This is a genomic window from Bradyrhizobium sp. JR4.3 (assembly GCF_040547695.1).
Classification (GTDB): Bacteria; Pseudomonadota; Alphaproteobacteria; order Rhizobiales; family Xanthobacteraceae; genus Bradyrhizobium; species Bradyrhizobium canariense.
In genome coordinates, this window is sequence record NZ_JBEPQF010000005.1 from 1 (window position 1) to 26979 (window position 26979).

At 64.9% G+C, this 26979-nt stretch carries 28 protein-coding genes; 19 read left to right on the forward strand and 9 right to left on the reverse strand.

Annotated features, from left to right (window positions below):
• Positions 1-255 precede the first annotated feature (255 nt).
• On the reverse strand, positions 256-1173 hold the full coding sequence (locus tag ABIB91_RS10440) for a LysR substrate-binding domain-containing protein (RefSeq protein WP_354169269.1): 918 nt from the start codon (positions 1171-1173) through the stop codon (positions 256-258).
• Positions 1174-1299: 126 nt separating this feature from the next.
• Between ABIB91_RS10440 and ABIB91_RS10445 the strand changes: the two genes are divergently transcribed.
• From ABIB91_RS10445 to ABIB91_RS10455, 3 genes are all read left to right on the forward strand, one after another.
• Positions 1300-2079: a sulfite exporter TauE/SafE family protein gene (locus ABIB91_RS10445; RefSeq protein WP_007596772.1), complete on the forward strand. Its 780-nt coding sequence runs from the start codon at positions 1300-1302 to the stop codon at positions 2077-2079.
• On the forward strand, positions 2076-2306 hold the full coding sequence (locus tag ABIB91_RS10450; protein ID WP_018453537.1) for a hypothetical protein: 231 nt from the start codon (positions 2076-2078) through the stop codon (positions 2304-2306). Before ABIB91_RS10445 ends, ABIB91_RS10450 begins: the two co-directional genes overlap by 4 nt.
• Before the next feature lie 116 nt (positions 2307-2422).
• On the forward strand, positions 2423-3118 hold the full coding sequence (locus tag ABIB91_RS10455) for a glutathione S-transferase family protein (protein WP_354169272.1): 696 nt from the start codon (positions 2423-2425) through the stop codon (positions 3116-3118).
• A gap of 159 nt (positions 3119-3277) precedes the next feature.
• On the opposite strand, the gene ABIB91_RS10460 is transcribed toward ABIB91_RS10455, so the two are convergent.
• Entirely contained in the window at positions 3278-3469 is a 192-nt protein-coding gene (locus tag ABIB91_RS10460) for a cysteine-rich CWC family protein (RefSeq protein WP_007596767.1), read from the reverse strand.
• A 114-nt stretch (positions 3470-3583) separates the two neighbouring features.
• Between ABIB91_RS10460 and ABIB91_RS10465 the strand changes: the two genes are divergently transcribed.
• The 3 genes from ABIB91_RS10465 to hmuQ all read left to right on the forward strand — a co-directional run bounded on the left by ABIB91_RS10465 (position 3584) and on the right by hmuQ (position 6795).
• Positions 3584-5173, forward strand: coding sequence for a DUF1800 domain-containing protein (locus ABIB91_RS10465; RefSeq protein WP_354169275.1), 1590 nt, complete (start codon positions 3584-3586; stop codon positions 5171-5173).
• Between the two features lie 2 nt (positions 5174-5175).
• Positions 5176-6393, forward strand: coding sequence for a DUF1501 domain-containing protein (locus ABIB91_RS10470; protein ID WP_354169277.1), 1218 nt, complete (start codon positions 5176-5178; stop codon positions 6391-6393).
• A 78-nt stretch (positions 6394-6471) separates the two neighbouring features.
• The gene (hmuQ, locus tag ABIB91_RS10475) at positions 6472-6795 is read left to right on the forward strand and encodes a heme-degrading protein HmuQ (protein ID WP_007596764.1); all 324 of its coding nucleotides are present in this window, start codon (positions 6472-6474) and stop codon (positions 6793-6795) included.
• An 18-nt stretch (positions 6796-6813) separates the two neighbouring features.
• Here hmuQ and ABIB91_RS10480 read toward each other — a convergent pair whose 3' ends face one another.
• The 6 genes from ABIB91_RS10480 to ABIB91_RS10505 form a co-directional block, all read right to left on the reverse strand.
• Positions 6814-7755 (reverse strand): aldo/keto reductase, encoded by a 942-nt coding sequence (locus tag ABIB91_RS10480; protein ID WP_354169279.1) that lies wholly within the window; start codon positions 7753-7755, stop codon positions 6814-6816.
• A 276-nt stretch (positions 7756-8031) separates the two neighbouring features.
• Positions 8032-8487: a GNAT family N-acetyltransferase gene (locus tag ABIB91_RS10485; RefSeq protein WP_354169281.1), complete on the reverse strand. Its 456-nt coding sequence runs from the start codon at positions 8485-8487 to the stop codon at positions 8032-8034.
• 65 nt (positions 8488-8552) lie between these two features.
• Positions 8553-9365 (reverse strand): PAS-domain containing protein, encoded by an 813-nt coding sequence (locus tag ABIB91_RS10490; protein WP_354169283.1) that lies wholly within the window; start codon positions 9363-9365, stop codon positions 8553-8555.
• Positions 9366-9494: 129 nt separating this feature from the next.
• Positions 9495-9653, reverse strand: a complete 159-nt coding sequence (locus ABIB91_RS10495; protein WP_007596748.1) for a hypothetical protein — start codon at positions 9651-9653, stop codon at positions 9495-9497.
• Between the two features lie 73 nt (positions 9654-9726).
• Positions 9727-9903 (reverse strand): hypothetical protein, encoded by a 177-nt coding sequence (locus ABIB91_RS10500; protein ID WP_007596747.1) that lies wholly within the window; start codon positions 9901-9903, stop codon positions 9727-9729.
• Positions 9904-10058: 155 nt separating this feature from the next.
• Positions 10059-10709 carry a glutathione S-transferase family protein gene (locus ABIB91_RS10505; protein WP_007596746.1) on the reverse strand — a complete coding sequence of 217 codons (651 nt, stop codon included), beginning with the start codon at positions 10707-10709 and terminating at the stop codon, positions 10059-10061.
• Positions 10710-11232: 523 nt separating this feature from the next.
• Here ABIB91_RS10505 and ABIB91_RS10510 point away from each other — a divergent pair.
• The 8 genes from ABIB91_RS10510 (at position 11233) to ABIB91_RS10545 (ending at position 20224) form a co-directional block, all read left to right on the forward strand.
• Entirely contained in the window at positions 11233-12435 is a 1203-nt protein-coding gene (locus ABIB91_RS10510) for a pyridoxal phosphate-dependent aminotransferase (RefSeq protein ID WP_007596745.1), read from the forward strand.
• A gap of 426 nt (positions 12436-12861) precedes the next feature.
• Positions 12862-13341 carry a DUF992 domain-containing protein gene (locus tag ABIB91_RS10515; protein WP_354169286.1) on the forward strand — a complete coding sequence of 160 codons (480 nt, stop codon included), beginning with the start codon at positions 12862-12864 and terminating at the stop codon, positions 13339-13341.
• Between the two features lie 152 nt (positions 13342-13493).
• Positions 13494-15542, forward strand: a complete 2049-nt coding sequence (locus ABIB91_RS10520) for an elongation factor G (RefSeq protein WP_219683672.1) — start codon at positions 13494-13496, stop codon at positions 15540-15542.
• Between the two features lie 286 nt (positions 15543-15828).
• Positions 15829-16101 (forward strand): helix-turn-helix domain-containing protein, encoded by a 273-nt coding sequence (locus ABIB91_RS10525; protein ID WP_007596742.1) that lies wholly within the window; start codon positions 15829-15831, stop codon positions 16099-16101.
• Between the two features lie 109 nt (positions 16102-16210).
• A complete protein-coding gene (locus ABIB91_RS10530) occupies positions 16211-17965 on the forward strand; it encodes a SulP family inorganic anion transporter (protein ID WP_354169288.1) in 1755 nt (584 codons plus the stop codon).
• Between the two features lie 92 nt (positions 17966-18057).
• Entirely contained in the window at positions 18058-18891 is an 834-nt protein-coding gene (locus ABIB91_RS10535) for a shikimate dehydrogenase (RefSeq protein ID WP_354169290.1), read from the forward strand.
• 67 nt (positions 18892-18958) lie between these two features.
• Positions 18959-19585, forward strand: a complete 627-nt coding sequence (locus ABIB91_RS10540; RefSeq protein WP_007596731.1) for a hypothetical protein — start codon at positions 18959-18961, stop codon at positions 19583-19585.
• A gap of 15 nt (positions 19586-19600) precedes the next feature.
• A complete protein-coding gene (locus ABIB91_RS10545; protein WP_354169292.1) occupies positions 19601-20224 on the forward strand; it encodes a single stranded DNA-binding domain-containing protein in 624 nt (207 codons plus the stop codon).
• Positions 20225-20377: 153 nt separating this feature from the next.
• On the opposite strand, the gene ABIB91_RS10550 is transcribed toward ABIB91_RS10545, so the two are convergent.
• Positions 20378-21514 (reverse strand): alpha-hydroxy acid oxidase, encoded by a 1137-nt coding sequence (locus tag ABIB91_RS10550; RefSeq protein ID WP_007596727.1) that lies wholly within the window; start codon positions 21512-21514, stop codon positions 20378-20380.
• Between the two features lie 131 nt (positions 21515-21645).
• On the opposite strand from ABIB91_RS10550, the gene ABIB91_RS10555 reads away from it, so the two are divergent.
• The 5 genes from ABIB91_RS10555 (at position 21646) to ABIB91_RS10575 (ending at position 26921) form a co-directional block, all read left to right on the forward strand.
• Positions 21646-21813, forward strand: a complete 168-nt coding sequence (locus tag ABIB91_RS10555; protein WP_007596725.1) for a hypothetical protein — start codon at positions 21646-21648, stop codon at positions 21811-21813.
• A 218-nt stretch (positions 21814-22031) separates the two neighbouring features.
• Positions 22032-23375 carry a phosphoglucosamine mutase gene (glmM, locus tag ABIB91_RS10560; protein WP_007596723.1) on the forward strand — a complete coding sequence of 448 codons (1344 nt, stop codon included), beginning with the start codon at positions 22032-22034 and terminating at the stop codon, positions 23373-23375.
• Positions 23376-23603: 228 nt separating this feature from the next.
• Positions 23604-24851, forward strand: coding sequence for an MFS transporter (locus tag ABIB91_RS10565; protein WP_007596721.1), 1248 nt, complete (start codon positions 23604-23606; stop codon positions 24849-24851).
• A 235-nt stretch (positions 24852-25086) separates the two neighbouring features.
• Complete coding sequence (locus ABIB91_RS10570; RefSeq protein WP_007596720.1) at positions 25087-25932, forward strand: outer membrane protein; 846 nt, start codon at positions 25087-25089, stop codon at positions 25930-25932.
• Between the two features lie 167 nt (positions 25933-26099).
• Positions 26100-26921 carry an outer membrane protein gene (locus tag ABIB91_RS10575; RefSeq protein WP_354169418.1) on the forward strand — a complete coding sequence of 274 codons (822 nt, stop codon included), beginning with the start codon at positions 26100-26102 and terminating at the stop codon, positions 26919-26921.
• Positions 26922-26979: the final 58 nt, after the last annotated feature.

Consider the following 26979-nt stretch of genomic DNA (forward strand, 5'->3'; position numbering starts at 1 on the left):
AAGACCGTCTGCGTTCGCGCGCCATCCGAGGCCGCACAAAAAAATACCCCATATCGAGCCTCACTCCCGCTCGGCCAATTAAGCAAAGCCCTCGCTTGCGGGCGAGGGTTGGGGCGGGGGTGTTTCCACAGAGAGATTCCCCAACGTGGAGGGAACCCTCACCCGGCGTTTCGCGCCGACCTCCCCTGCAAGCAAGCGGGAGAGGTGCACCGCATTCCGGGCGCGCGGCTTCAGCAAACCTGTTCGTGTGGATGATCAGTTCCGCGCGCTGGTGCGGCCGGTCCGCCGGATGGGACGGGCGGCCGGTTCCGACGCCGCGCGCATGATCCAGCGGCGGAACGCGGCAAAGTCGCGCTGCTCGGTCTGGAAGCTGCGATAGAGCAAATACCAGCGCATGCCCTTGGGCACCGAGAGATCGAATGGCGCGACCAGCCGGCCGGCGGCGAGATCGTCATCGATATAGGGCCGGATGCCCATGGCGATGCCGAGCCCGTCGGCGGCAGCCTGAAGCGCCTGGCCGTAGAACTGGAACTCCGGACCCCGCGCGTTGATGCGCGCGAGGTTCGCGGCCTTGAGCCAGATCGGCCAGTCCTCGGGCGAATGCGTAACGCGGATCAGGCTCGGTCCCCTGAGATCAGCCGGGCGCTTCAGCGAGGAAGCGAGGCGGGGAACGCAGACCGGTGTGAGGTCGCCGGCGAACAGCGGCTCGGCGACCAGCCCGGGCCAGTCGCCGGTCCCGAGCTGGATGCCGCAGCTCCAGTCTTCGCCGAACGGCACCGACGCGCCGCCGGTGGTGAAGCGCACCTCGATGTCGGGCTCTTCGTTGCGAAACTCCGACAGGCGCGGGATCAGCCAGCGCATCGCAAAGGTATGGCCGATGCCGATGGTGAGCACCCGGACGCTCGAGGGCGCCGTCACCTGGGCGGTGAGGCTTGCGAGCGCGTCGAAGATCGGCGTCAGCCCGCTCTGATAGGCGCGGCCGGCCTGCGTGAGCAGCAGCTTGTTGGCCTTGCGCTCGAACAGCGCGACGCCGAGCCGCTCTTCCAGGATGTGCACCATGCGGCTGACTGCGGCCGCCGATACGCTCAGCTCGAGGCCGGCCGCGGCAAAGCTGCCGGCCCGCGCCGCGGCTTCGAATGCCTTGATGCCGTTGAGAAACAGCAAGCGCCGCAAATGACCGACCCTCAGGAAAGCTGATGCCAGGCCAAGATAACTCAGTTTGCGTAGACGGGGCAAGCGGGGCACGTTTCCCTTCGCTTCGCGCCGCGAGCGGGGAGAAGGCCAATCGGAGATTTTTGCGTGACGCCCATCATGATCGCTGCCCTTGGATTGCTGATGGTCGGCACCGCGTTCCTGTCGGGGCTGTTCGGGATGGCGGGAGGGCTGATCCTGATCGGCGTGCTGCTGGCTCTGATGCCGCTGCCGACAGCGATGGTGTTGCATGCGATCACGCAGATGGCCTCGAACGGCTGGCGCGCCTTTCTCTGGCGCGCGCATATCCGCTGGCGGCCGGTCGCGAACTATATGGTCGGCGCGGCCGTCGCGCTTGCGGCGTGGTCGCTCACGCGCTACGTGCCGGACAAGCCGGTCGCGCTGCTGCTGCTCGGAATCACGCCGTTCATGGCGCGGCTGCTGCCGTCGAACATCAAGCCGGATCCGGACCGTCTCTGGCAGGGCACCGTCTACGGCACGATCTGCATGGGCCTCATGCTGATGACCGGCGTGTCGGGGCCGCTGCTCGACACTTTCTTCCTCGGCGGCGATTTCGGCCGGCGCGAGAAGGTGGCGACCAAGGCGATGTGCCAGCTCGTCAGCCATTTCACCAAGCTGATTTATTTCGGCAGCATCATCGACCAGGCGGCGACGCTCGACCCCGTGCTCGCCGGGGTCGCGATCGCGGCATCCATGCTCGGTACCACGCTGGCGCGGCGCATCCTCGAAGCCATGACCGACCAGCAATTCGTGGCTTGGTCGATGAAGCTGATCACCACCATCGCCTGCTACTACATCGCCTATGGCGGTTGGCTGCTGGTCCGCACGCCCGTGCTGGCCGCCTTCGACAAGGGAGGTTTGCAATGAGCGAGACTGCCGACCCGCTGGTGCTGGACTTCGTCGAATGGGTTGCGCGCGAGCCGCGCGCCTATGCCGAGGTGATCGCGACCTGGAAGACCTCGTGTCCGCGCCTCACCATCTGGGAAGACGCCGCCGACCGCGGCTATGTCGCGCGCGAGACGCTGCCCGGAATGGGGCTGGTCATCGCGGTGACGGAGGACGGCGAGAGACTGCTGCGCACGAACGGGCGCTAGCTCCCGCCACATCCGTCATTGCGAGCGCAAGCGAAGCAATCCAGAATGTTTCCGCGGCGGCAGTCCTGGATTGCTTCGCTTCGCTCGCAATGACGGAATACCGGGAGACCACTTTCATGTCGCTCAAACTGTTCGAACTCGTCGGCACCGATCCCTCGCGACCGTTCAGCCCGTTCTGCTGGCGCACGCGGATGGCGCTGGCGCACAAGGGCCTTTCGGCGGAAACGCTGCCCTGGCGCTTCACCGAGAAGAGCGCGATCGCGCCGCACGGCTCGGAGAAGGTTCCGGTGCTGCTGCATCACGACCAGCCGGTGGTCGATTCCTGGACGATCGCGAATTATCTTGAGGATCATTTTCCGGACCGTCCGTCGCTGTTCGGCGGCGAGGGCGGCCGCGCCATGGCGCGCATGCTCAATGCCTGGGGCGACATCGCCATCGTCGGCGGCATCTTTCCATTGATCATCGCCGACATTCCGAAGAATCTGGACGCGGTGGACGCCGCCTATTTCCGCCAGTCGCGCGAGGCGCGTTTCGGCAAGAGTCTGGAAGAGGTGATGTCGGGCCGCGATGCCGGCGTGGTCGCCTTCCGCAAATCGCTCGAGCCGATGCGGCAGGCCCTGAAGAAGCAGCCCTTCATCGGCGGCGCCGCACCGAACTATGCCGACTACATCGTGTTCGGTGGTTTTCAGTGGGCGCGCGTGACCAGCCCGTTCAAGCTGCTGAAAGCGGACGACCCGGTCTACGCCTGGCGCGAAAAGCTGCTGGATGGGTTTGATGGAATGGCTCGGAGATCGCCGGGGCACGCGGTGTAGTTGTCGCGAGCTGTCTCTCCTCAGCGTCGTCCTGGCGAAGCCACGACCCATACCGCGGAATCTGTCGACGGCGTTCGGTAGATGTTCCGAACGACGAATCTTCGCCAAACAACTCCGTGGGGTAATGGGTCCTGGCTTTCGCCAGGACGACGCGGAGGATTACGTTGCCTCCGCCGCCTCGCGCAAGCACGCCCGGCACAAACAATCCTCGCCCTTGACCGGCATCGGCAGCCGCGCCGTTTCTTCCGCGCACCAACAGGTGCCCGACAGGTCGCAGCCGAATTCGGCGCCGCAGCGGGAGCAGGCGAGGCGGCGCGGTTCCTGCACTGGAATGTCTTGCGGATTTGTCATGATTTGCGCAAAAGCCGTGCTGTCATTTTCATGTCGGGTTCATCTCTCGCTGCGGTATATTACGCCTCGCGCACGTATCAGGAAAGCGGTTGGCAACGCGCGAAGGACACATCGATGGCCCGCGATTCCCAAGCCGCGCTCGTCGCGCTCAACCGTTTCGGCTTCGGCGCTCGCGGTGGCGCATCCGGCGATCTCATCAACGCCGCCTCCGATCCTCGCGGTTTTGTGAAGGCGGAACTGGCTCGTCCTATCGCTGTGCTGCTGGAGGCGCCGGGCCTGCAATCCACGCCGCAGCTCGGGCAGGCGGTGTTTGCCTATCAGGATCAGGTCAAGCAGGCGCGCGAGGCCGCCGCCAAAGCCGGCGCGCCGACCGAAGCGCCGCCGCAAGCGCCGGCAGATCAGAAACCCGGACTGCGCCGCAACCTCTCGCTGAACGCTGCGGCAACCGAGATCGCCGGCCAGATGGCCGAGGCCAAGCCTACTGACAACAAACCGACCGATAATAAGCCGGCGGACGATATGGCGAAGCCGGACACCATGCAGCCCAACGCGGCCGCGCCGGCTGCCGCAAAACCCGCCCCGCAGCCGCTCAACGTGATCCAGAAGACCTTTCGCGCCGAGGCGTTGGCGCGGTTGCAGCGCGCGACCCTGGTCGAGTGCGGCTTCACGGAACGTCTGGTCGTGTTCTGGTCCAACCATTTCTGCATCTCCGCCAGCAAGGGCGAGCTGGCGCGAATATGGGCCGGCGCGTTCGAGCGCGAGGCGATCAGGCCGCATGTGCTCGGGCGTTTCGCCGACATGCTGAAAGCGGTGGAGCAGCATCCGGCGATGCTGTTCTTCCTCGACAACCAGCAATCGCTCGGACCGGACTCGCGCGCGGGCCAGAACCGCAAGCGCGGGCTGAACGAAAATCTCGCGCGCGAGATCATGGAGCTGCATACGCTCGGCGTCGGCGGCGGCTACACGCAGGACGACGTGACGTCGCTCGCGCGCATCATCACCGGCTGGACCTTTGCCGGCCGGCAGGGACAGCTGGGAGCGCCCGGTTCGTTCGTGTTCAACGTCAATGCGCACCAGCCCGGGCCGCAAATGCTGCTCGGCAAGAGCTACGAGCCAACCGGCCTTGCGCAAGGCGAAGCCGCACTCGCGGACATCGCACGCCATCCCTCGACCGCGAACTTCATCGCCACCAAATTCGTCCGCCACTTCGTCGCCGACGATGCGCCGCCGGCGCTGGTGGCGCGATTGCGCGATGTCTTCATCAAGACCGACGGGGATCTCAAGGCGCTCGCAACGGCACTGGTTGATTCCGACGAGGCGTGGAAGGCGCCGCTGACGAAGATGCGCAGCCCCTATGATTTCCTGGTCGCGAGCGGCCGGTTGCTCGCGCGCGTGCCGGAGGATCCCGGCGCCTACCTCAACAACCTCAATCTGCTGGGCCAGCCGCTGTGGTCGCCGGCCGGCCCGAATGGTTTCGCGGATACCAGCGCCGCGTGGGCGGCGCCGGAAGGCATCAAGCTCCGCCTCGACATCGCCGCGCAAATGGGCGCGCGGCTCGGGCCCAACATCGATCCGCTCGATCTGTTGGAATTTGCCGCCGCAGATGCGGCCTCGATCGAAACGCGGCGCACCATCGAACGGGCGGAGTCGCGGCAGCAGGCGCTGGCGCTGCTGTTGATGTCGCCGGAAATGCAGAGGAGATGATGATGATCGACTGCGTCGAGAACCGGCTCCTCACCTCGCGCCGCGGCCTCCTGCTCGGCGGCGCCTCGTTCGCGGCCTGGGCGTACTTGCCGAAATTCGCACGCGCGGCTGACGGTCGCGATCCCAGGCTGATCGTGGTGATCCTGCGCGGCGCGCTCGATGGTCTCTCGACCGTCGCGCCGGTCGGCGATCCCGATTATGCCGGCCTGCACGGGGCGATCGCGCTCACGGCGGACGGCGCCCATCCCGCCATCATGCTCGATGCTTTCTTCGCGCTGCATCCGTCGATGCCTGAGTTCGCACGCATGTATCGCGACAAGCACGCCGCGGTGATCCACGCGGTGGCGACGCCCTATCGCGACCGTTCGCATTTCGACGGCCAGGACGTGCTCGAAAGCGGCTATGCCGGCCCGGGTCGCGTGCAATCCGGCTGGCTCAACCGCGCGCTGGAGGCGCTGCCGCGCGGCGAGCGGGTGTCGAGTGCTCTTGCCGTCGGCCCGACCACGCCGCTGGTGCTGCGCGGCAATGCGCCGACCGTCGGCTGGGCGCCGGTAGCGCTGCCGCAGGCCGATGACGACACCGCGATGCGTCTGGTCGAGCTCTATCGTCACCGCGATCCCGCGCTGGCGGCCGTGCTGTCGCAGGGCCTTCAGCTGGAAAAGGCCGCGAGCGGCGACGACATGAAGCCGAAGCCGCGCAATGCGGTCGCGCAGATGCGCCAGGTCGCGCGTGGCGCCGCAAAACTGATGGCGTCGGACGACGGCCCGCGCATCGCGGCGCTCGCGTTCGACGGCTGGGACACGCACGCCAATGAAGGCGGGCCGATCGGTCGCCTTGCGTTCCTGCTCGGCGGGCTCGACGGTGCGCTCGCCGAATTCGAAAGCGGCCTAGGGGAACGCTGGCGCGACACCGTCGTCGTGGTCGCCACCGAATTCGGCCGCACCGCGCGCATCAACGGCACCGACGGCACCGATCACGGCACGGGAACGATCGCGCTGCTCGCCGGCGGCGCGGTGAAGGGCGGTCGTGTCGTCGCCGACTGGCCAGGTCTCAAGCCCGCCAATCTCTTCGAGGCCCGCGATCTCAAGCCCACCACCGATCTGCGCTCCGTGATCAAAGGCGTGCTGCAGGGCCAGTTCGGCCTGTCCGATCGCGTGCTGGCCGAGACGGTGTTTCCGGACAGTGCGGGAGCACGGCCGACGAAGGGGCTGGTTGCTTAAACTGCGATTCCGGGCCCGCGCCTTGCGGCGCGTCTCGGAATGACGACATGATGAGCCGAACATCAGGAGACCCTTCGCATGTACATCGCCATGAACCGCTTCCGCGTCGCCAAGGGCTCCGAGGCCGCCTTCGAGCAGGTCTGGCTTTCGCGCGATACCCATTTGGACAAGGTGCCGGGTTTCGTCGAGTTTCATCTGCTGCGCGGCCCCGAGCTCGAGGACCACACGCTGTACGCCTCGCACACGGTGTGGGCGAACCATGCGGCGTTTGAGGCCTGGACCAAATCGGATGCTTTTCGTGCCGCGCATGCGCGGGCCGGCGATACCAAGCCGACCTATCTCGGCCATCCCCAGTTCGAGGGCTTCGAGGTGATGCAGACGGTGGGTCGCGGCGCCAAGTAGCGCGCCACGCCGTAACGATCAGCCCAGCGTGATCTTGTCGATCTCCGCCATCTCCTCCGGACTGAGCTTCCAGGCAATCGCCTTCACGTTCTCCTCGACCTGCTCGACGCGGGTGGCGCCGGCAATCACGCTCGACACTTGCGGGCGCGCGGCGAGCCAGGAGAAGGCGAGCTCGAGCATGCTGTGCCCGCGCGCTTTCGCGAATGCCGTGAGCTTCTCGACGATGTCCTCATTGCGCGGCGTGACATAGCGGTCACGCAACGCCGGTACCTTGCCGAAGCGCGTATCGGTCGGGGCGGCCGCGCCGCGCTGGTACTTGCCGGTGAGGAGCCCGCTTGCGAGCGGGAAGAACGGCAGGAGACCGAGCTTGCACTCTTGTGCGGCCGGCAGCAGGTCCTTCTCGATGTCGCGCACCAGCAGGCTGTATTCGTCCTGGCAGGAGACGAAGCGGCTGACATTCATCGCGCGCGCGGTGAATTCGGCCTCCGCCATGCGCCAGGCCGGAAAGTTGGAATTGCCGATGTAGCGCACCTTGCCCTGACGGACGAGATCGTCGAGCGCGCGCAGCGTCTCCTCCATCGGCGTCAGCGGGTCGTAATCGTGCTGCTGATAGAGATCGATGTAGTCGGTCTTGAGCCGCGTCAGGCTCGCCTCGACTGCGTTCATGATGTAGCGGCGCGAAGCGCCCTGCTTGGTTCCGTCGGTCGCCATCGGCTTGGAAAATTTGGTGGCGAGCACGATCTCCTTGCGGCGGTCGCCAAGCACGGTGCCGAGCACCGTTTCCGAACCGCCCATGCCGGCATAGATGTCGGCGGTGTCGAACAGGGTGATGCCGAGATCGAGCGCGCGATGGATCACCTTGCGCGAGGTCTCCAAATCCGTCCGCTGGCCGAAATTGTTGCAGCCGAGCCCGACCGCAGACACGCGCAGGCCGGAGGCGCCGAGATTACGAATTTCCATGGGAGATCCCTGTCGGAGATGGGCAGGGGCTTATTGTGGCTGCGGTACGCCGCCGCAGCAAGCCGCGCGCCGCGTTGCTGCCATGCTGACAAGGAACTGCGGACAACGACTGCCGACAAAAAAATGCGGCCCCTGTCAGACGCGGCGACTGACGGGGACCGCTTTGGGGCGCTTGATCGGTGACGGGGGGCTGACCAGACGCAGCTGCAGCCTAGTCCCGCTATGTTACGCGCGGGTGACAGGCAGAGTTATCCACAGGCGTCGCGATCGCGACGATCAGAAGATCTTGCGATAGACGATGAACCCGGAACGCTCGGCGACCTTGTCGTACAGGCGCTGCGCCGTGACGTTGGTCTCGTGCGTTTGCCAGTACACGCGCGGCGATCCCACGAGCTTTGCGCGCTCGTAGACGCCATGGATCAGCGCCGAGCCGACACCCTTGCCGCGTGCGGCCTCGGTCGTGAACAGGTCCTGCAAATAGCAGGACGGCTCGATCGCGGTGGTGCTGCGGTGAAACAGGTAATTCGTCATCCCGAGCAGGCGGCCGTCGCTCTCGGCGACCAATCCGTGCACCGGCTCATAGGCATCGAAAAAGCGCTGCCATGTCGCGCGCGTGATGTCGGGCGAGAGCGCGGTCGGACCGGAGCGGCCGTAGAAGGCGTTGTAGCCGTCCCACAACGGCAGCCATTGTTCGGAGTCCTGCCTCGTGACGGAGCGAATGGTGAGCGACATATGGATTCCCGCGATCGATGAGGTGTCCTTCATACGTGATGAGGGACGTGCTGATCAATCGCGCATCACTCCGCGACGCGCAGATACCGGATCAGCTTGCGGCCTGTGGGATCGCGCAGTGAGCGGTAGTAGTCGGCGCGAGACGGCGCATCGGTGTGGCGCACGAGGTCGGTCACGGGCGTGTAGCTCAGCATGCGCCCGCCATCGGGCAGCGCAGCACAGACGAAGCGCAACACCGCGCCATTGCGCAAGGCGATGTCGATCGGCGTGGCATCGCCGATCCGCACCATCTCCATGCGCTGTGCGATGAAAGTGCCGAGCTCGTCCTCGGGCAATTCGAACGCGCCGGTGTCGCGGCCATGATACATCAGCGCGATGAACGGCGGCTTGTCGTCGGCGATGTCGTCCGGCACCGCAAAATAATCGCGGAACGCGCGGTTGATGAATTCGGCGCGCGTCTCGGCATCGAGCAGCACGATGCCGATATCGACCTGGTCGAGCGCGGCCGACAGCCGCGCGGCGGTGGCGTGGCTCCGACGTTCGGCGGCAAACGTGCCGAGCAGCCGCTGGCGCATCAGGCCGGTGATGGCTGCGGTGCCCGCGGCCGTCGCGGCCAGGACGCCGAGCCGGATCATATCCGCGGTGGTAAGACCTGCAACGCCGTGTCGGCTGAGGAGCAGCAGTGCCGCGCCGATGACGGCGATGGCTGCGCTGGCGACGGCGGAAGCGGGACCCGAGAGCGCGCCGGCGAGCGCCACGATGCAGACGAGCAGCGGCGCGGGCGAGGGAGTGGGGACGAAGCGATCGAAAAACATCGCCAGCAGCAAAGTCGCTGCCGTCAGCGCCGGACCGGAGATCGCACGCCATCCCAACCGCATGGGCCTGTCTCGCTCCTCCCTGAACGCGGTAAGGCGGCAACACTGACTGATTATCGCGCCAGTGCGATGCGGTTTCGCGCGGTGTGCTTAAGGTGCGCTTTGATTCATGCGCAAAGCTTTCGGATGATTTTAGACCAAGTGCGCGTGCTTGAGACGTTGTTGCAGCGCGGGCGCATTCAGCGTCGACGTCCCCTGGCCCTTGCGCGTGCCGACGAAGATCAACAGCGACGCCGCGACCAGGATGGCCGCGGTCAGGGTGATTGCAACGATGACCACAGGTGATTTCATCGAAATCCTGTCGCGATGCCGGTCGGCGCGGGCGACGCTTCGCCTTGAAGGCGTGTCCAGGATGAAGCGGGAATCAGACCGGCAGGCCCATCGCCATGGTCGCCTTGGTCGACAGCACCGTCAGGGTGACGATCAGGCACAGCGAGAGCGCGGCGACGGCGAGCGAGGCCGCGACCGCGTTGGTCAGCCGGGAAGACGAAACGGTTGCGGGTTGGCCTTGAAAGCCCGCCGTGCCGGACGCCCGAATCATGGTCTAAATCCTTCAACGCGCGAGCGAATCACCCGCGACATCGAACAATTTCACTGTTGCAATCGGCAATATTGCGGCGGCCAATCGGGTGAAAATGGCGAGATTGCGGCAATGGTGACCCTTATGCCCGCTATTCGCCAGAGCGCGATCGCCCCTCAGGCGCCGGCGGCGATGCTGGCGGGGTCCTCGATGTCGGCCGGCCGCCAGTCCATTGCGACGAAGCCGGGGGCGGCTTCCACGCGCTTCAGCCAGTCCCGGATCGCCGGGAAGGTCGAGAGGTCGAAGTCGCAGCGGTCGGCGAGGTGGGTATAGCCGTACAGCGCGATGTCGGCGACCGTGAGCTGGCGGGCGGCGAAATAGGCGTTGGTCTTGAGGTGATTCTCCATCACCTGGAGCGCGCCATAGCCGCGCTCCATCCAGTCCTCCAGCGAATGAGTCTGGAGGTCGCGGCCGCCCCTCACCAGCGACAGCCAGAAATAGGCCGCGCCGATGTTCGGCTCCAGCGCGTGCTGCTCGAAGAACATCCATTGCAGCGCGTCGGCGCGATCGATGCGGTTCTCCGGCGCGAGCGGCGTGCCGACGGCGACATACCAGAGAATGGCGTTGGACTCGGCGAGATAGCGATCGTCGCCGACCTCGAGCAGCGGCACCTGACCGGATGGGTTCTTGGCCAGGAAGTCCGGGGTGCGGCTCTCGCCGCGCAGAATGTCCACCTCGACCGCTTCGTAAGGCAAGTTCAGCAGCGCCAACGCAAGGCGGACCTTGTAGCTGTTGCCCGAGCGCTGCATCGAATAGAGCTTGTACATTCTAGGGATGATTCCGGAAGACGGGAGGGCGCGGCGCTTGTTGCCCCGCAACGCGGCTAAACAATGATGCCGATGCGAATCCGCCGCAAGACCCGGCCCATAGAAAAACTCGAAAACCCTACCGCATTGCAATGCGGCGGAAGATCATTTCCGTGCGACCATCCAACTCAGTTCACGCTTGCGTCAATGCGGCCGCATTGCTCGGCGCATTTGTGTGAGAGGGTTGAAGGTCGTGATCGCCTCGGCCGCTGGTCTCTCAAGCGCCGGACTGCCGTCAGCTTCATGGGCGTCTTGAAGCGCGCAAAATTGCTCCGAGGACACGCCTTGTCGGATATGTGGGATTTGCCCGGCAAAGTTGCGGAAAATTGCGGAAAGTCACGCCTTGATGCGCGCCAGACACGTAAACTTTTGCGGGATCGGACCGAAGTTTCTTGCGGCGCAACGGCACTCGTTTTAGGGTGGCTCATTCCCACAATCGGAGTCGTGAAGCCAAAGGGTTCACGACGCTTGTCAGGAGATGACGATGTCCTTCCTTGCCGCTGCGCTCGACCGTGTGAAGCCGTCCGCGACCATCGCGGTCACGGATAAAGCACGTGCGCTGAAAGCGGCGGGCCGCAACGTCATCGGCTTAGGTGCCGGCGAGCCCGACTTCGACACGCCCGCGAACATCAAGCTGGCCGCGATCCACGCCATCGAAGCCGGCAAGACCAAGTACACCGCGGTCGATGGCATTCCCGAGTTGAAGGAAGCCATCATCGCCAAGTTTCAGCGCGAGAACGGCGTCGTCTACAAGGCGAACCAGATCATCGTCGGCACCGGCGGCAAGCAGGTGCTCTACAACGCGCTGATGGCAACCATCAATCCGGGCGACGAGGTGATCATCCCCGCACCGTACTGGGTCAGCTATCCCGAGATGGTGGCGCTCGCCGGCGGCGAGCCGGTGCCGGTGGTCTGCACCGCCGCGACCGGCTTCAAGCTCCAGGCCGAGGCGCTCGAGCGCGCGATCACGCCGAAGACCAAATGGGTGATCCTGTGCTCGCCGTCGAATCCGACGGGAGCTGCCTACACCAGGACCGAGCTGAAGGCGCTCACCGACGTGCTGGTGAAGCATCCTCACGTCTGGGTCATGACCGACGACATGTACGAGCATCTCGTCTATGACGATTTCCAGTTTACCACGGTCGCGCAGGTCGAGCCGAAACTCTACGATCGCACGCTCACCGTGAACGGCGTGTCGAAGGCCTATTGCATGACCGGCTGGCGCATCGGCTATGCCGGCGGTCCGGCGCAGCTGATCAAGGCGATGTCGACGATCCAGTCGCAGTCGACCTCGAACCCGTCGTCCATTGCGCAATGGGCCGCGGTCGAGGCGCTGAACGGTCCGCAGGACTTCATCCCGGCCAACAACAAGGTGTTCAAGGAGCGTCGCGACCTCGTCGTCTCCATGCTCAACCAGGCCAAGGGCATCGAATGCCCGCGGCCCGAGGGCGCCTTCTACGTCTATCCGTCCTGCGCCGGCACCATCGGCAAGACCGCGCCGTCGGGCAAGGTGATCGACAATGACGAGACGTTCGTGACCGAACTGCTGGAGACCGAAGGTGTCGCCGTGGTGCAGGGCTCGGCGTTCGGCCTCGGCCCCGCGTTCCGTATCTCCTACGCGACCAAGACCTCCGACCTCGAAGACGCCTGCAAGCGCATCCAGCGCTTCTGCGGCAATCTGCGGTAAGGCTGTCGCGACAGTGCAAATTGGAAAGGCCCGCTTCGCGCGGGCCTTTTTTATGGGTGCTTCGATGAGTGAAGTTGGATGGACTATTGCTTGGGCCGATGCTGTGCCCTGCCCCTCACCCGGATCGCTTGGCGCGCACTTGCGCGCCAAAGCGATCCGACCTCCCCCCGCAAAGAGCGGGGAGAGGTTAAGGGCGCTCGCGGCGTCCCGTTGAAGTTCGATGGGCCCATGAAGTGAGGGACACACTGCTCGTGCACTCCCTCGCCCCGTTCTTACGGGGAGAGGGTGGGGTGAGGGGCTCTCTCCGCGAACTCGCTTTTAGACGCGTTCGATCTGGCACACGCAAAACTATTGTGGCATAGACCATCGCGCATCACGGGTGGGGCGCTCTCTCTGCTCGCATCACATTCATCGCCGGAGATATTCATGCGCCGTTCACTCCTCCTCGCCGGGCTTGCCGTTGCGAGCTTCGTTGCCTCCGTTGCGGGTGCCAGCGCGCAGTCCCGGATGGTGCAGGTGGGCGTGCTCGAATGCCGCGGCGGCGCCAGCGTAGGCTTCATCGTGGGATCGGTAACCAATCTCGGCTGCGTGCTGCGCGTCGATGGTTTGCCGGACGACCGTTACGTCGCGACGATCCGCAAGGTGGGCCTCGACCTCGGCATCACCCAGGAAACGGCACTCGCCTGGGGCGTGTTCGCGCCGGTGAACCGGCTCGGCCCGGGCGACCTCGCCGGCACCTACGCCGGTGCGCAGGGCAGCGCATCGGTCGGCGTCGGCCTCGGCGGCAACGTGCTGGTCGGCGGCTCCAATAATTCGATCGCGCTCCAGCCACTCAGCGTGCAGGGCCAGGTCGGCCTCAACGTCGCCGCCGGCCTCGAGAGTCTGGAACTCCACCCGGGCCGTTGACAACTCCCGTGTGCGAATCGCGTCGCTCCGACGCGATTCCGGCAACGACGCACCGCAGCGACGTTTGATGCTTGCCAAATCTCGGGGACGGGCAGAGCATCGGCGTTTGCCGACCCAATCATGGGCCGAGCTCCACACCAAGGAGGCGGCGAATGGGACAAGACGTCAGAAGTCCCCGAGGTCCACGGTGCATCGCGCTGGTGGGCCCTTTCCAAAGCGGTAAAACCACACTTCTCGAAGCCATCCTGGCGCGAACCGGCGCAATCCCGCGCGCCGGCAGCGTCGACGCCGGAACCTCCGTCGGCGACGCCGCGCCAGAGGCCCGTCATCACAAGATGACGGTCGGGCTGACTGCCGTCACCACGAGTTTCATGGGCGACAGCTACACCTTCCTCGATTGTCCCGGTTCCGTCGAATTTGCCCACGACATGCGCGCCGCGCTGCCCGCGGTTGATGCCGCAATCGTGGTCTGCGAAGCCGACGAGAAGAAGCTGCCGCAGCTTCAGATCATTCTGCGCGAGCTGGAAGAACTGAAGATCCCGCGTTTCCTGTTCCTCAACAAGATCGACCGCGCCAACAAGCGCATCCGCGAGACGCTCGAGATACTCCAGCCCGCCTCGCGCGTGCCGCTGGTGCTGCGCCAGATCCCGATCTGGAAGGACGATCTGATCGAGGGCTTCGTCGATCTCGCGCTGGAGCGTGCGTTCATTTACCGCGAGCACAAGGCCTCCGAAGTCGTCGCGCTCCAAGGCGGCGATCTCGATCGCGAGAAGGAGGCCCGCTTCTCGATGCTGGAGAAGCTCGCCGATCATGACGATGCGCTGATGGAGCAGCTGCTCGAGGACATCCAGCCGCCGCGCGACGCCGTGTTCGACGATCTCGCGCGCGAATTGCGCGACGGGCTGATCTGCCCCGTGCTGCTGGGCGCCGCCGCACGCGAAAACGGCGTGCTGCGTTTGATGAAAGCGCTGCGCCACGAGGCGCCCGGTATCGCGGAGACCGCAAAGCGTCTCGGCGTTCCCGAGACCAGAGACGTCCTCGGCTTCGTCTTCAAGACTCTGCATTCGCAGCACGGCGGCAAGCTCTCGCTGACGCGGATGCTCGCGGGCCATCTCGACGACGGTGCTACGCTGCAATCCTCCTCCGGCGGGGTCAGCCGCATCTCCGGCATCCTCGCCGTCACCGGGGCCTACGACACCAAGCGTGCCGCGGCGGAAGCCGGCGACACGGTGGCGCTCGCTAAGCTCGACCCGATCAAGACCGGCGACACGGTTTCGAACGGCAAGACCCCGCCGGCAGCGCTTGCCGCCAGCGAGCCCACTCCGCCGGTGCTCGCGATCTCGGTTGCGGCCACCGACCGCAAGGACGACGTCAAGCTCGGCCAGGCGCTGATGCGGCTGCACGAGGAGGATCCCTCGCTCGTCTTCGTGATGAACGCCCAGACCCACGACACCGTGCTGTGGGGTCAGGGCGAGATGCACTTGCGCGTCGCGAGCGAGCGGCTGCGCGATCGTTTCGGCGTCAAGGTCGCCTCGCATCCGCCTGCGATCGGCTATCAGGAAACCATCCGCAAGCCGATCGTCCAGCGCGGCCGCCACAAGAAACAGTCCGGCGGGCATGGCCAGTTCGGTGACGTCGTGCTCGACATCAGGCCGCTGCCGCGCGGCGAGGGCTTCAAGTTCGCCGAGAAGGTGGTCGGCGGCGCGGTGCCGCGCAACTACATCGGCGCGGTGGAAGAGGGCGTCGTCGACGGGCTCGCCCGCGGCCCGCTCGGTTTCCCGGTCACCGATTTGCAGGTGACGCTGACCGACGGCTCCTATCACAGCGTCGATTCCTCCGACCTCGCCTTCCGCACGGCGGCGCGGGTCGGGCTCACCGAGGGCCTGCCGCAATGCCAGTCGGTGCTGCTGGAGCCGATCCACGTGGTCGAGATCGTCTGCCCGACCGACGCCACCGCCAAGATCAACGCAATCCTATCGGCACGGCGCGGCCAGATCCTCGGCTTCGACACCCGCGACGGCTGGAGCGGATGGGACTGCGTCCGCGCCATGATGCCGGAAGCCGAGATCGGCGAGTTGATCGTCGAACTGCGCTCGGCCACGGCAGGCGCCGGCAGCTTCACCCGCCAGTTCGACCACATGGCCGAAGTCACGGGGCGCGCCGCCGACCAGATCATCGCCGCGCATCAACACGCGGCGTGAGTCTGTCTCTCGCGCAGTAAGGGGAGCACGCTCTCTCACCCCCTCTCCCCGTTCTTTACGGGGAGAGGGTGGGGTGAGGGGCTGCCTCGCCACCCCGTCATTGCGAGCGCAGCGAAGCAATCCAGAATCCCTCCGCGGGGACAGCCTGGATTGCTTCGCTGCGCTCGCAATGACGGTGGAGACAGACGGGAGCGATAAAGTGCTTGCGCACGGCCTTGAATGATGTATTTTACATCATTGTACATGCTTCAGATATTACTTATAAAGGCTGAAACGTGAGGCCAAGGTGATCACGTCGTTCCAGATGCGGGCAGCGCGCGCGCTGCTCGGCATTGACCAGAGGGCCTTGGCGGAGCTCGCAGGCGTTTCGCTGCCGACCATTCAGCGGATGGAGGCGAGCACCGGCAACGTCCGCGGCGTGGTCGAGACCTTGATGAAGGTGGTCGAAGCCTTTGATCGGGCCGGCGTCGAGCTGATCGGCGAACAGGTGCGCAGCGAAGGCGGCGGACGCGGCGTTCGGCTCAAGGAGCCGGGGCCGCCGCGTCGGGTGGGAGCATGATCCCGCAATGATCATGCTCGGAAGCAGTCTTGACTAACGCACCGTCGCGCCCCGATACGCGGCCGCACGATGCATCGGAGCGTTGTGGGCAGCGGAGCATTTTGCTGAAATGAGCATCACTGGCGAACACGCAGGCAAGCTGCACCAGCTTCGTCGGCCGACCTTTACCGAACTCTATTTGCCAAAGCTCGTCACCGTATGGCGCGAGGGCTACGGCCTAGCGGATTTCCGCGCTGATGTGTTCGCGGGCCTCACGGTCGCGATCGTCGCGCTGCCGCTGTCGATGGCCATCGCGATCGCCTCGGGCGTGACGCCGGACCGCGGACTCTACACCGCCGTCGTCGGCGGCTTCATTGCCTCACTGCTCGGCGGCAGCCGATTCCAGATCGGCGGTCCCGCCGGCGCCTTCATTGTGCTGGTTGCGGCGACCGCCGACCGTCACGGGGTTGATGGCGTGATCCTGGCCACGCTGATGGCGGGCCTGTTCCTGATCGCTGCGGGCTTCCTGCGGGTCGGCACTTATATCAAGTTCATTCCGTATCCTGTGACGGTCGGCTTCACGGCCGGCATCGCCGTCATCATCTTCGCCAGCCAGCTGCGCGATCTCGGCGGGATCACGCTCCTCGCGAAGGAGCCGAGCGAGTTCGTTCCGAAACTGGTCGCGCTCGCCGGGGGCCTGCACACCGTCAATCCGTCGGCCGTCGCGGTCGCGATCGTCAGCATTGCCATCATCGCGGGCCTGCGACGTTGGCTGCCGTCCTGGCCGGGTATCCTGATCGCGGTCGTGCTCGCGGCGGTCGCATGTGCCGTGCTGTCGCTGCCGGTCGAGACCGTCGGCTCTCGCTTCGGCGGCATTCCGCGCGAACTGCCCTCGCCGGCCTTGCCTGCGTTCTCGCTCGCGAAGGCGACCGCCGTGCTGCCGGATGCGATCTCCTTCGCGCTGCTCGCCGCCATCGAATCGCTGCTGTCGGCGGTGGTGGCCGACGGCATGACCGGGCGCCGTCACCGCTCCAATTGCGAGCTGGTGGCGCAAGGCGCCGCCAATGTCGGCGCGGCGCTGTTCGGCGGCATCTGCGTCACCGGGCTGATCGCGCGCACCGCGACCAACATCCGCGCCGGCGCGCGGGGGCCGCTGGCGGGCATGCTGCATTCGGTCTTCCTGCTGCTGTTCATGCTGATCGCAGCGCCGCTCGCGAGCTACATCCCGCTGGCCGCGCTCGCCGCCGTGCTCGTCGTGGTGGCCTGGACCATGGCAGAGAAGCACGAATTCGCGACGCTGCTGCGCTCGTCATGGGGCGATGCCGTCGTGCTGCTCGCAACCTTCCTGCTCACCATCTTCCGCGATCTGACCGAAGGCATTTTGGTCGGCTTCGCGCTTGGCGCGGTCCTGTTCATCCATCGCATGGCGGAAATGACCGGCATCGAGGAACGTTCGCCGCTGGTGGCCGCCGATCGTCCCGACGACGATAATGGCGGGCGCGTGCCCTACGACCCCGCCCTCGCGGTCGATCGCGACGTGCTGGTCTATCGCATCACCGGCGCATTCTTTTTCGGTGCAGCCTCGGCGATCGGCGGCGTGCTCGACGGCATCGCCGACAAGCGCAAGGGATTCGTGGTCGATTTCGCCGCGGTGCCGTTCCTGGATTCGACCGCGGCCAACGTGCTCGGCCGCGTCGCCGCCAAGGCCCACCGCCAGGGCATCCGGCTGTTCATCACGGGGGCATCGCCAACGGTTCGCCGCGCGCTGCTCACCCATGGCGTCACGCCGCCACGCGCCCGCTATCGCGAGACCATCGCGCGTGCGGTCGCCGACATCAAGGGCGGTGCGGCGCACCCCGCGGCCGGTCAGGCGGGCACGACCTGACGTCGAGCCTCTCCCGAGACGCCCGCGCGCTTGACAGGGCCTGCGGGACGCGAAATGGATCGCCTCCGAAACGACCCCAGGGGAGGACGACCGTGACCAAGGCTCCCGCAGCCTGTCTGATCGGATGGCCGGCTGCGCATTCGCGCTCGCCGCTGATCCATCGTTACTGGCTGCGCACGCTCGGGATCGAGGGTGGCTATGTCATCGAGGCGGTTCCACCCGACAATTTGCGCGACTTCGTGCTGCGGCTGTCGCTGCGCGGCTTCGTCGGCGCCAACGTCACCATCCCGCACAAGGAGGGCGTGCTCGAGCTCTCGACGCCCGATGCCCGCGCGCGGGCGGTCGGTGCGGCCAACACGCTGTGGTTTGCGGACGGCGAGCTGCGCTCGACCAACACCGACGTCGAGGGCTTTATCGGCAATCTCGATGCCAGCGCGCCCGGCTGGGACGCAGCCGAAGAGGCGCTGGTGCTGGGCGCCGGCGGCTCCTCGCGCGCCATCGTGTTCGGGTTGCTCGAACGCGGCATCAGCCGCGTGCATCTCGCCAATCGCACCATCGCCCGGGCCGAGATGCTTGCACGCGAGTTCGGGCCGAAGGTGCATCCTGTTGCCTGGGACGGGATCGATGACATCCTGTCGCGTGCAAGACTTCTCGTGAACACGACCTCGCTCGGCATGCACGGTCAGCCTTCACTCGACCTTGACGTGGCGCGCCTGCCGGATGGCGCCGTGATCGCCGATCTCGTCTATGTCCCGCTGGCGACGCCGCTGCTCGCGGCCGCAAAGGCGCGCGGGCTGAAGACCGCCGACGGGCTCGGCATGCTGCTGCATCAGGCGGTCCGCGGCTTCGAGCTGTGGTTCGGCCAGCGGCCGCAGGTCACGGCCGAGCTGCGTGCGCTGGTCGAGGCCGATCTCACAAAGACTTGAGAGAATAGCGCGTAACCTCCGGAGTTCTATGTCCGTAAGGGGACAATAGGGACAATCGGAGACCGTCATGTCTGTTCAACGTGCAACTTTCACACGTCCGCTCATTGCCGTCGCGATGGTGGCCGTCTCGACCCTCTCGGCACTTGCGCAAAGGGCGCCGGTGCCGACGCGCGTCCGCGGCACGATCGAAAGCGTCAATGGCGACACCATGCAGGTCAAGGCGCGCAGCGGCGAGGACGTCAAGCTGCACATCGCCTCCGACGTGAACGTGTCGGGCATTACCAGGATTTCACTTGCCGACATCAAGCCCGGCTCCTTCGTCGGCGCCACCACCGTGCCGGGACCGGACGGCGGCGCGAACGCGGTCGAGGTCCACGTGTTTCCTGAGAGCATGCGCGGCACCGGCGAGGGCTCGCGACCTTATGACCTCAAGCCCAACTCCAGCATGACCAATGCGACCGTGTCGGAGAGCGTGGTCGGCAACGACGGCCATACGCTGCTGGTCAAGTACAAGGACGGCGAGAAGAAGGTGTTCGTCGCCGACAATACGCCGGTGGTGACCTTCGTGCCCGGCGACAAATCCGATCTGAAGGCCGGCGCCAAGGTGATCGCCTTCATGAAGCAGCTGCCGGACGGCTCGTTCGAAACCAACCGCGTCAGCGTCGGCCGCGACGGCCTGACGCCGCCGATGTAAACGGAGATTAACAACATGTCGAAGAGAACCTGGATATCACGCGTTGGCGTCGCCGCATTCGCCGCCTGCATCGTCACGTCATCCGCCCTGGCGCAGCAGACGCCGACGGTCCGCATCCGCGGCACCATCGAGAGCGTCGACGGCAACACGCTCGGCATCAAGACCCGCGAAGGCAGCGACGTGAAGGTGCGCATGACCGACAACGTCGCCGTCTTCGCGGTGGTGAAGACGTCGTTGTCGGAGATCAAGGACGGCTCCTATATCGGCGTCACCGGCCTGCCCGAGCCCGACGGCACCCAGAAGGCGATCGCGGTGCACATCTTCCCCGAAAACCAGCGCGGCGCGGCCGAAGGTTTTCGTCCCTGGGACGCGCGCGCCAACTCGACCATGACCAACGCCACCGTGGCGCAGACGGTGAAGGGCACCGATGGCCAGAACATCACGGTCAAGTACAAGGACGGCGAGAAGAAGGTCGTGGTGCCTCCGGACACGCCGATCGTCACCTTCGTCGCCAGCGACAAATCCGAGCTCAAGCCCGGCGCCAAGCTGATCATTTTCGGCGCGGTGAAGAAGGACGATGGTTCGCTGGAAGCCAACCGGGTGAACGTCGGTCGCGATGGGGTGACGCCGCCGATGTGAGGAGCGCGCCAAGCGGAGATTTGTAGGGTGGGTTAGGCGAAGCCGTAACCCACCATGCTTCCGCAAATGCGGCCGAAGTTGGTGGGTTACGCTCAGCGACCGCGCTTCGCGCAGCCGCAGAGCTAACCCACCCTACAGCACTGCCGCTGCGGTTCACATCGCAATGATATGTTCGTCGATCTCGTCAATCCTGTTGACGCCGCACAGGCCCATGGTGGTGAGCAGCTCCTTCTGGATGATGTCGATCGCCTTGGCGACGCCGGCCTGGCCGCCGGCGCCCAGGCCATAGGCGTAAGCGCGGCCGATCATGCAGGACTTTGCGCCGAGCGCGAGCGCACGCATCACGTCTTGACCGGAGCGGATGCCGCCGTCGAACATGATCTCCATCCTGTCACCGACCGCCTCGGCGATCTCGGGCAGCACCTCGATCGATGACGGCGCGCCGTCGAGCTGACGGCCGCCGTGGTTCGATACGACGAGAGCCTGCGCGCCGGTCTTGGCGGCTTCCTCCGCGTCCTCGACGTCCAGAATGCCCTTGATGATCAGCTTGCCCGGCCAGATGCTGCGGACCCACTCGACGTCCTTCCAGTTCAACGACGTGTCGAACTGCGACGCCGTCCACTCGGCGAGGCGATTGAGATCCCCGGTGTTCTTCACATGTCCGGCGATGTTACCGAAGGTGCGGCGCTTGCCCCGGAGCACGCCCGACACCCAGGTCGGCTTGGTGGCAAAGTCGATCAGCTTCGAGAGCGACCATTCCGGCGGAACCGTCATGCCGTTCTTGATGTCGGCGTGGCGCTGGCCGATGACCTGGAGATCGACTGTCAGCACCAGCGCGGAGCATTTCGCCGCGATCGCGCGCTGGATCAGTTCCTTGATGAAGCCGCGGTCCTTCATCACGTAGAGCTGGAACCAGAACGGCTTCTCGACACTGGCCGCGATGTCTTCGATCGAGCAGATCGACATCGTCGACTGCGTGAACGGGATACCGGCGGCTTGCGCGGCGCGGCAGGCATGGATCTCGCCATCGCCATGCTGCATGCCGAGCAGGCCTACCGGCGCCAGTATCAGCGGCATGGTCGAGGGCTCGCCGAGGATCGTGGTCGCGGTGTCGCGTTTGGAGACGTCGACCAGGATGCGCTGGCGGAACTTGATGGCCTGCATGTCATCGCGGTTGGCGCGCAGCGTTTCCTCGGCGTAGGAGCCGCGGTCGCAATAATCGAAAAACGCCTTCGGCACGCGGCGCTGATGCAGTGTGCGAAGATCGTCGATACAGGTGATGTGCTTCATGAACGTTTCCCCGGCCCGTCTTCTATCAAGAGTCTTGTACTGGAAGACTCTTGCATCGGAAGATCGAGGGGTCATCTAGCATGGTTGGATGCACAGCCAAATCGTTTGAAAATCTTTTGGAGGAGGGCGCCATGACCAGGCCGCACACCGGACCGACGCCGGAGGAGATCAAGGAGAAGCATGATCTCGAGGAGGCGCTGGAAGAAGGTCTGGAAGAGACCTTTCCGGGCTCCGATCCCGTCAATGTCACCCAGCCGGCGCCGAGCCGCGGGGACGGCCATGTGAAGCGCTCGGACTAGGCGCGGTTCCGCCCTGTTCCGGCGTCCTCACCGGAAATATAACGTTAACAAGGCGTTATCGGGGCCGGGGTACGTCCGGTTCCGTAATGATTCATCATATTTTTTGAAGCCAAGTTAGCCGCGATGGCTTTATAAGACCTCAGCAAATCAGGGATGCGGGTCCCGCCAGGGCACCCGCAGGTTGTCTTGGGATCCCTGGTTGTCGCGTGGGGGACGATATGAGCCGCAAATATTTCGGGACGGACGGGATCCGGGGCCGCGCCAACGGGCTGATCACGCCGGAGCTCGCGCTCAAGGTCGGCCAGGCCGCAGGCCTGGCGTTTCAGCGCGGTGACCACCGCCACAGGGTCGTGATCGGCAAGGACACCCGCTTGTCCGGCTACATGATCGAATACGCGATGGTGGCGGGCTTCACCTCGGTCGGCATGGATGTGCTGCTGGTCGGCCCGATGCCGACACCGGCGGTCGCGATGCTGACCAAGTCGATGCGCGCCGATCTCGGCGTGATGATCTCCGCGTCGCACAACCTGTTCGAGGACAACGGCATCAAGCTGTTCGGCCCGCAGGGCTTCAAGCTCTCCGACGACGTCGAGAAGCAGATCGAGCAGCTGCTCGACGAGCCCATCGACAAGCGTCTTGCCCAGAGCGCCAGCCTCGGCCGCGCCCGCCGCATCGATGGCGTGCATGATCGCTACATCGAATTCGCCAAGCGCACGCTGCCGCGCGATCTGTCGCTCGACGGCCTGCGCGTCGTGGTCGATTGCGCCAACGGCGCCGCCTACAAGGTGGTACCGGAAGCGCTGTGGGAGCTGGGCGCCGACGTGATTGCGATCGGAGTCGAGCCCGACGGCTTCAACATCAACAAGGAATGCGGCTCCACCTCGCCGGAAGCGCTGTCGAAGAAGGTGCGCGAGATGCGCGCCGACATCGGCATCGCGCTCGACGGTGACGCCGATCGCGTCATCCTGGTCGACGAGCGCGGCCACATCGTCGATGGCGACCAGCTGCTCGCGGTGATCGCGCAGAGCTGGAAGGAAGACGGCCGGCTGTCGCGATCGGGCATCGTCGCCACCGTGATGTCGAACCTCGGGCTCGAGCGCTTCCTCAATGCGCAGGGGCTCGATCTCGTGCGCACGCCGGTCGGCGATCGCTACGTGCTCGAGCAGATGCTGAACGGCGGCTACAATCTCGGGGGCGAGCAGTCCGGCCACATCATCCTGTCCGACTACGCCACCACCGGCGACGGCTTCGTGGCCGCATTGCAGGTGCTTGCCGTGGTGCAGAAGCTGCGCCGGCCGGTGTCGGAAGTCTGCCACCGCTTCGATCCGCTGCCGCAGATCCTGAAGAACGTCCGTCACAAGGGCGGCAAGCCGCTCGACAATTCCGACGTCAAATCGGCGATCTCCGACGGCGAGCAGCGGCTCAACGGCCACGGCCGCCTGCTGATCCGCTCCTCCGGCACCGAGCCGGTGATCCGCGTCATGGGCGAGGGTGAGGATCGCATCCTGGTCGAGGACGTCGTCGACACCATCGTTTCCGCACTCGGGCAGGCCGCGGCTTAAGGCGCATCGCGAAGCACGATCGTAGCCCGGATGGAGCGCAGCGAAATCCGGGAATCGTGCAACAGGCGAACGGCCCCGGATTGCGCTGCGCTCCATCCGGGCTACGAACTCCCTCAGGCGGGAAGAGCGAAGCGCATCCCAGCCATCGACGATTGGCGGTGGATCGCTCGCCGCGCGCAGCGTAACTAGCTTGTCGCGGCAATCTGCCGCGCCGGCCGGGATGCTCCATTGAACAAGCCAGTCGTCGTCTCAGAGGAAACGCTGACCGAGCCCGTCATCGTCAGCGACGTGGCATCCGCCGCCAAGGCCGCAGGGCCGGCCTATGTCGTGCTTGCCGGCATCAGCTTCTCGCACTTTCTCAACGACACCATGCAGTCGCTGATCGCTTCCGTGTATCCGATCCTGAAGGACACCTACGCACTCGACTTCGCGCAGATCGGCATGATCACGCTGGCCTTCCAGTTCACGGCCTCGCTGCTCCAGCCGGTGGTCGGCCACTACACCGACAAGAAGGCGCAGCCCTATTCGCTGTCGATCGGCATGGCCTCGACCTTCTTCGGTCTGTTGCTGCTCAGTGCCGCCCACCAATATCTCGTCATCCTCGTCGCCGCCGCGCTGGTCGGCCTCGGCTCGGCGGTGTTTCACCCGGAATCGGCACGCATCGCGCGGCTCGCCTCCGGCGGCCGCTACGGTTTTGCGCAATCGGTGTTCCAGCTCGGCGGCAGTTTTGGCACCTCGATGGGACCGGTGCTCGCCGCGCTCATCGTCGTGCCGTTCGGGCAGGGCAGCATCGCCTGGTTCTCCTCGATCGCCTTCCTCGCGATCCTCATCCTCTGGCGCATCGGCCGCTGGTACGAACCGCAGATCAAGGCGAAGAAGACCGCGGTCGCTCAAGCCCATCCCGACGCGCCGAGCTCGCGTCGCGTCGTCGTTGCGCTCCTCGTGCTGGTCGCGCTGCTGTTCTCGAAACAGCTCTACGTCTCGAGCCTGTCGAGCTACTACATCTTTTATCTGATCGACCGCTTCGGCGTGTCGACGCAAGCCGCGCAGATGTATCTCTTCATTTTTCTCGCCGCGAACGCGGTCGGCGCTTTTCTCGGTGGTCCCCTGGGCGATCGCTTCGGCCGCAAGATCGTGATCTGGATCTCGATCCTGGGGGCGCTGCCGTTCACGCTGGCGCTGCCCTATGCCGGGCTCTATGCGAGCGCGGTGCTATCAGTGATCATCGGCCTGATCATCTCCTCGACGACGTCATCGATCATCGTGTTCGCGCAGGAGCTGGTGCCGCATCGCTTCGGCATGATCTCCGGCGTGTTCTTCGGTGTCGCCTTCGGCATCGGCGGCTTGGGCGCCGCCGTGCTCGGCAAGCTCGCCGACCACACCTCGATCGCGTTCGTCTACCAGGTCTGCGCTTACCTCCCGGCGATCGGCCTGCTTGCGGTGTTCCTGCCCAAGCTGCCGCGGCACGCGCGTTAACACATCCTGTCTTGCTGCAACGCGGCTTCATACATCGTTAGGAAATGCGGCGACGGCGTCGTATTTGCGCTGCATTTTTGCAACGCTCGCGCCGCACGCGCGTGTGCAGTTAGAAAAAATCAACCTTAAAAATTAGGGTTAAGTGGCGCTTAAACATTTGCTGGCATCGTCCGGGCCGTGAGTTTCCAGAACGTGAGGCGCCGTATTTGCCTCACCGGCCAAAAGGACGAAGCCAATGCGTAGCGTTAAGTCTCTCCTTGCCGCGGGTGCGGCAACCCTGATCTCATCGATGGCGTTCGCCGCCGACATGCCGATCGCGGCGCCCCCTCCGATGTACGCGCCCCCGGCTCCGCCCGCCGATTTCGGTGGCTGGTATCTGCGCGGCGACGTCGGCTTCAGCAATCAGAAGACAAGCGATCTCCACTACGGTCGCGAGTCCGCCTATTCGCAGCTCACCTCGTTCAATCAGCAGGCGTCGTTCGACACGGCCGGCATCTTTGGGCTCGGCGCGGGTTACCGGTTCAACAATTGGTTCCGCGCGGACGTGACCGGGCAGTATCGCGGCAATTCGAATTTCAAGGGAACGGATCGTTTCACCGGAACCGCGGGCGGCGTGCCCTACAGCGGGATCGACAATTACAGTGCATCCAAGTCCGAATGGCTGGTGTTGGCGAACGCGTATGTCGACCTGGGCACCTGGTGGTGCATCACGCCGTTCATCGGCGCGGGCGTTGGCGGCGCACGCGTCTCCATCTCGAACTTCACCGACACCGGCATCAACGATCTTGCGTTCTCGACCGCGAGCTTCTCAAGCGCACCGACCGGTTCGAAGTGGAACTTGGCGTGGGCTGCCCACGCGGGTCTCGCATACAAGGTCAATCCCAACCTCGTCCTCGAACTTGCCTATAGCTATGTCGATATGGGTGAGGGGCAAACCGGTGTTTTGTCGACCTACACCGGGGGAACCACGGGCAACGTCTTCAAGTTCAAGGACATCACCTCGCACGACCTGAAGCTTGGCGTGCGCTGGAATCTCGACAGCCCGCCGGCCTACATGCCGCCGCTCGTCACCAAGGGCTGATCGTCAGCCTGATCGGTTAGGATTTCTTAACGGCGCGGGATCATCCCGCGCCGTTTTGCTTTGCGTATTTTTCATGGCGAACGGCGACGAAAGGCTCCGACGCAACCATTGGTTAAGGTTAACGAGCCATGATCACGAGCGAAAGTTCGAGTTCGATGGAGCGTTCGATGCGTAGGCTTTTGTTGGCGGCGGCGATGTTGGGGACGATCTCTGCGGCGCACGCGGCTGATCTCTCTGACCTGCCGATCCTGCGCGGCGGCTTCACAGACGGCTTGAGCAACTCCAACGTCAACTGGCAAGGAAGCTATATCGGCGCCCAGGGAAGCTACGGGACATCCGATATGAATTTCACCGGTTCTACTAGAACTGTTGCGGCTGCGTTGCTTGCCAATACTTCGATCGAAGCCGGCGGACAGGTATCGAGCTGGCCAGTGGGCGGCGGCAAGGTGTCATCACATGGTCATGGCTATGGCGCCTTCGCCGGTTACAACGGGCAATGGGACGATGTCGTGCTCGGCGTCGAGGTCAATTACATACATGGCAAGTTCGGCGGCTCGGCGACCGGCACCATGGGGCGCTCCTTTGTCGATCCTCTGGGTTTTCTGGACGACATCACGTACAAAAGCACGAGCTCGATAGCGATCTCAGATATGGGAACGCTCCGCATTCGCGGCGGCTACGCCGTCGGCTCTTTCTTGCCTTATCTGTTCGGAGGCATTGCACTTGGGCAAGCCAACATCACCAAGACTGCCGAGATCACCGGGACTCAGTTCAACCAGTCGGCGCCCTTTCAAACAATCAATGTCAATCTGTCCGCCACAGATGGTCTCTATAGTCACCTGATCTATGGCTACTCCACCGGTATTGGTGTCGATGCGATGCTGTGTGCAGGCCTGTTTCTGCGGGCGGAGTGGGAATACGTTCGCTTCACGTCATCGGTTGACACCAGTATCAACACCGTTCGCGCCGGCCTCGGCTACAAGTTCTGAAGGCACTGCGGTGTCGTCGGTTGACAGGTTTGCCTCGTCCTGATGCTCTGTTGCCGGA

Excerpts from the sequence above, each read along its gene's own strand:
- ABIB91_RS10555 (WP_007596725.1), top strand. The coding sequence starts at position 21,646 with ATGACCAGGCCGCACACCGGACCGACGCCGGAGGAGATCAAGGAGAAG.
- ABIB91_RS10455 (WP_354169272.1), top strand. The coding sequence starts at position 2,423 with ATGTCGCTCAAACTGTTCGAACTCGTCGGCACCGATCCCTCGCGACCG.
- ABIB91_RS10510 (WP_007596745.1), top strand. The coding sequence starts at position 11,233 with ATGTCCTTCCTTGCCGCTGCGCTCGACCGTGTGAAGCCGTCCGCGACC.
- ABIB91_RS10540 (WP_007596731.1), top strand. The coding sequence starts at position 18,959 with ATGTCTGTTCAACGTGCAACTTTCACACGTCCGCTCATTGCCGTCGCG.
- ABIB91_RS10450 (WP_018453537.1), top strand. The coding sequence starts at position 2,076 with ATGAGCGAGACTGCCGACCCGCTGGTGCTGGACTTCGTCGAATGGGTT.
- ABIB91_RS10485 (WP_354169281.1), bottom strand. The coding sequence starts at position 8,487 with ATGTCGCTCACCATTCGCTCCGTCACGAGGCAGGACTCCGAACAATGG.
- ABIB91_RS10515 (WP_354169286.1), top strand. The coding sequence starts at position 12,862 with ATGCGCCGTTCACTCCTCCTCGCCGGGCTTGCCGTTGCGAGCTTCGTT.
- ABIB91_RS10480 (WP_354169279.1), bottom strand. The coding sequence starts at position 7,755 with ATGGAAATTCGTAATCTCGGCGCCTCCGGCCTGCGCGTGTCTGCGGTC.
- ABIB91_RS10460 (WP_007596767.1), bottom strand. The coding sequence starts at position 3,469 with ATGACAAATCCGCAAGACATTCCAGTGCAGGAACCGCGCCGCCTCGCC.
- ABIB91_RS10570 (WP_007596720.1), top strand. The coding sequence starts at position 25,087 with ATGCGTAGCGTTAAGTCTCTCCTTGCCGCGGGTGCGGCAACCCTGATC.
- ABIB91_RS10550 (WP_007596727.1), bottom strand. The coding sequence starts at position 21,514 with ATGAAGCACATCACCTGTATCGACGATCTTCGCACACTGCATCAGCGC.
- hmuQ (WP_007596764.1), top strand. The coding sequence starts at position 6,472 with ATGTACATCGCCATGAACCGCTTCCGCGTCGCCAAGGGCTCCGAGGCC.
- ABIB91_RS10505 (WP_007596746.1), bottom strand. The coding sequence starts at position 10,709 with ATGTACAAGCTCTATTCGATGCAGCGCTCGGGCAACAGCTACAAGGTC.
- ABIB91_RS10465 (WP_354169275.1), top strand. The coding sequence starts at position 3,584 with ATGGCCCGCGATTCCCAAGCCGCGCTCGTCGCGCTCAACCGTTTCGGC.
- ABIB91_RS10545 (WP_354169292.1), top strand. The coding sequence starts at position 19,601 with ATGTCGAAGAGAACCTGGATATCACGCGTTGGCGTCGCCGCATTCGCC.
- ABIB91_RS10530 (WP_354169288.1), top strand. The coding sequence starts at position 16,211 with ATGAGCATCACTGGCGAACACGCAGGCAAGCTGCACCAGCTTCGTCGG.
- ABIB91_RS10495 (WP_007596748.1), bottom strand. The coding sequence starts at position 9,653 with ATGAAATCACCTGTGGTCATCGTTGCAATCACCCTGACCGCGGCCATC.
- ABIB91_RS10500 (WP_007596747.1), bottom strand. The coding sequence starts at position 9,903 with ATGATTCGGGCGTCCGGCACGGCGGGCTTTCAAGGCCAACCCGCAACC.
- ABIB91_RS10470 (WP_354169277.1), top strand. The coding sequence starts at position 5,176 with ATGATCGACTGCGTCGAGAACCGGCTCCTCACCTCGCGCCGCGGCCTC.
- ABIB91_RS10520 (WP_219683672.1), top strand. The coding sequence starts at position 13,494 with ATGGGACAAGACGTCAGAAGTCCCCGAGGTCCACGGTGCATCGCGCTG.
- ABIB91_RS10490 (WP_354169283.1), bottom strand. The coding sequence starts at position 9,365 with ATGCGGTTGGGATGGCGTGCGATCTCCGGTCCGGCGCTGACGGCAGCG.
- glmM (WP_007596723.1), top strand. The coding sequence starts at position 22,032 with ATGAGCCGCAAATATTTCGGGACGGACGGGATCCGGGGCCGCGCCAAC.
- ABIB91_RS10575 (WP_354169418.1), top strand. The coding sequence starts at position 26,100 with ATGCGTAGGCTTTTGTTGGCGGCGGCGATGTTGGGGACGATCTCTGCG.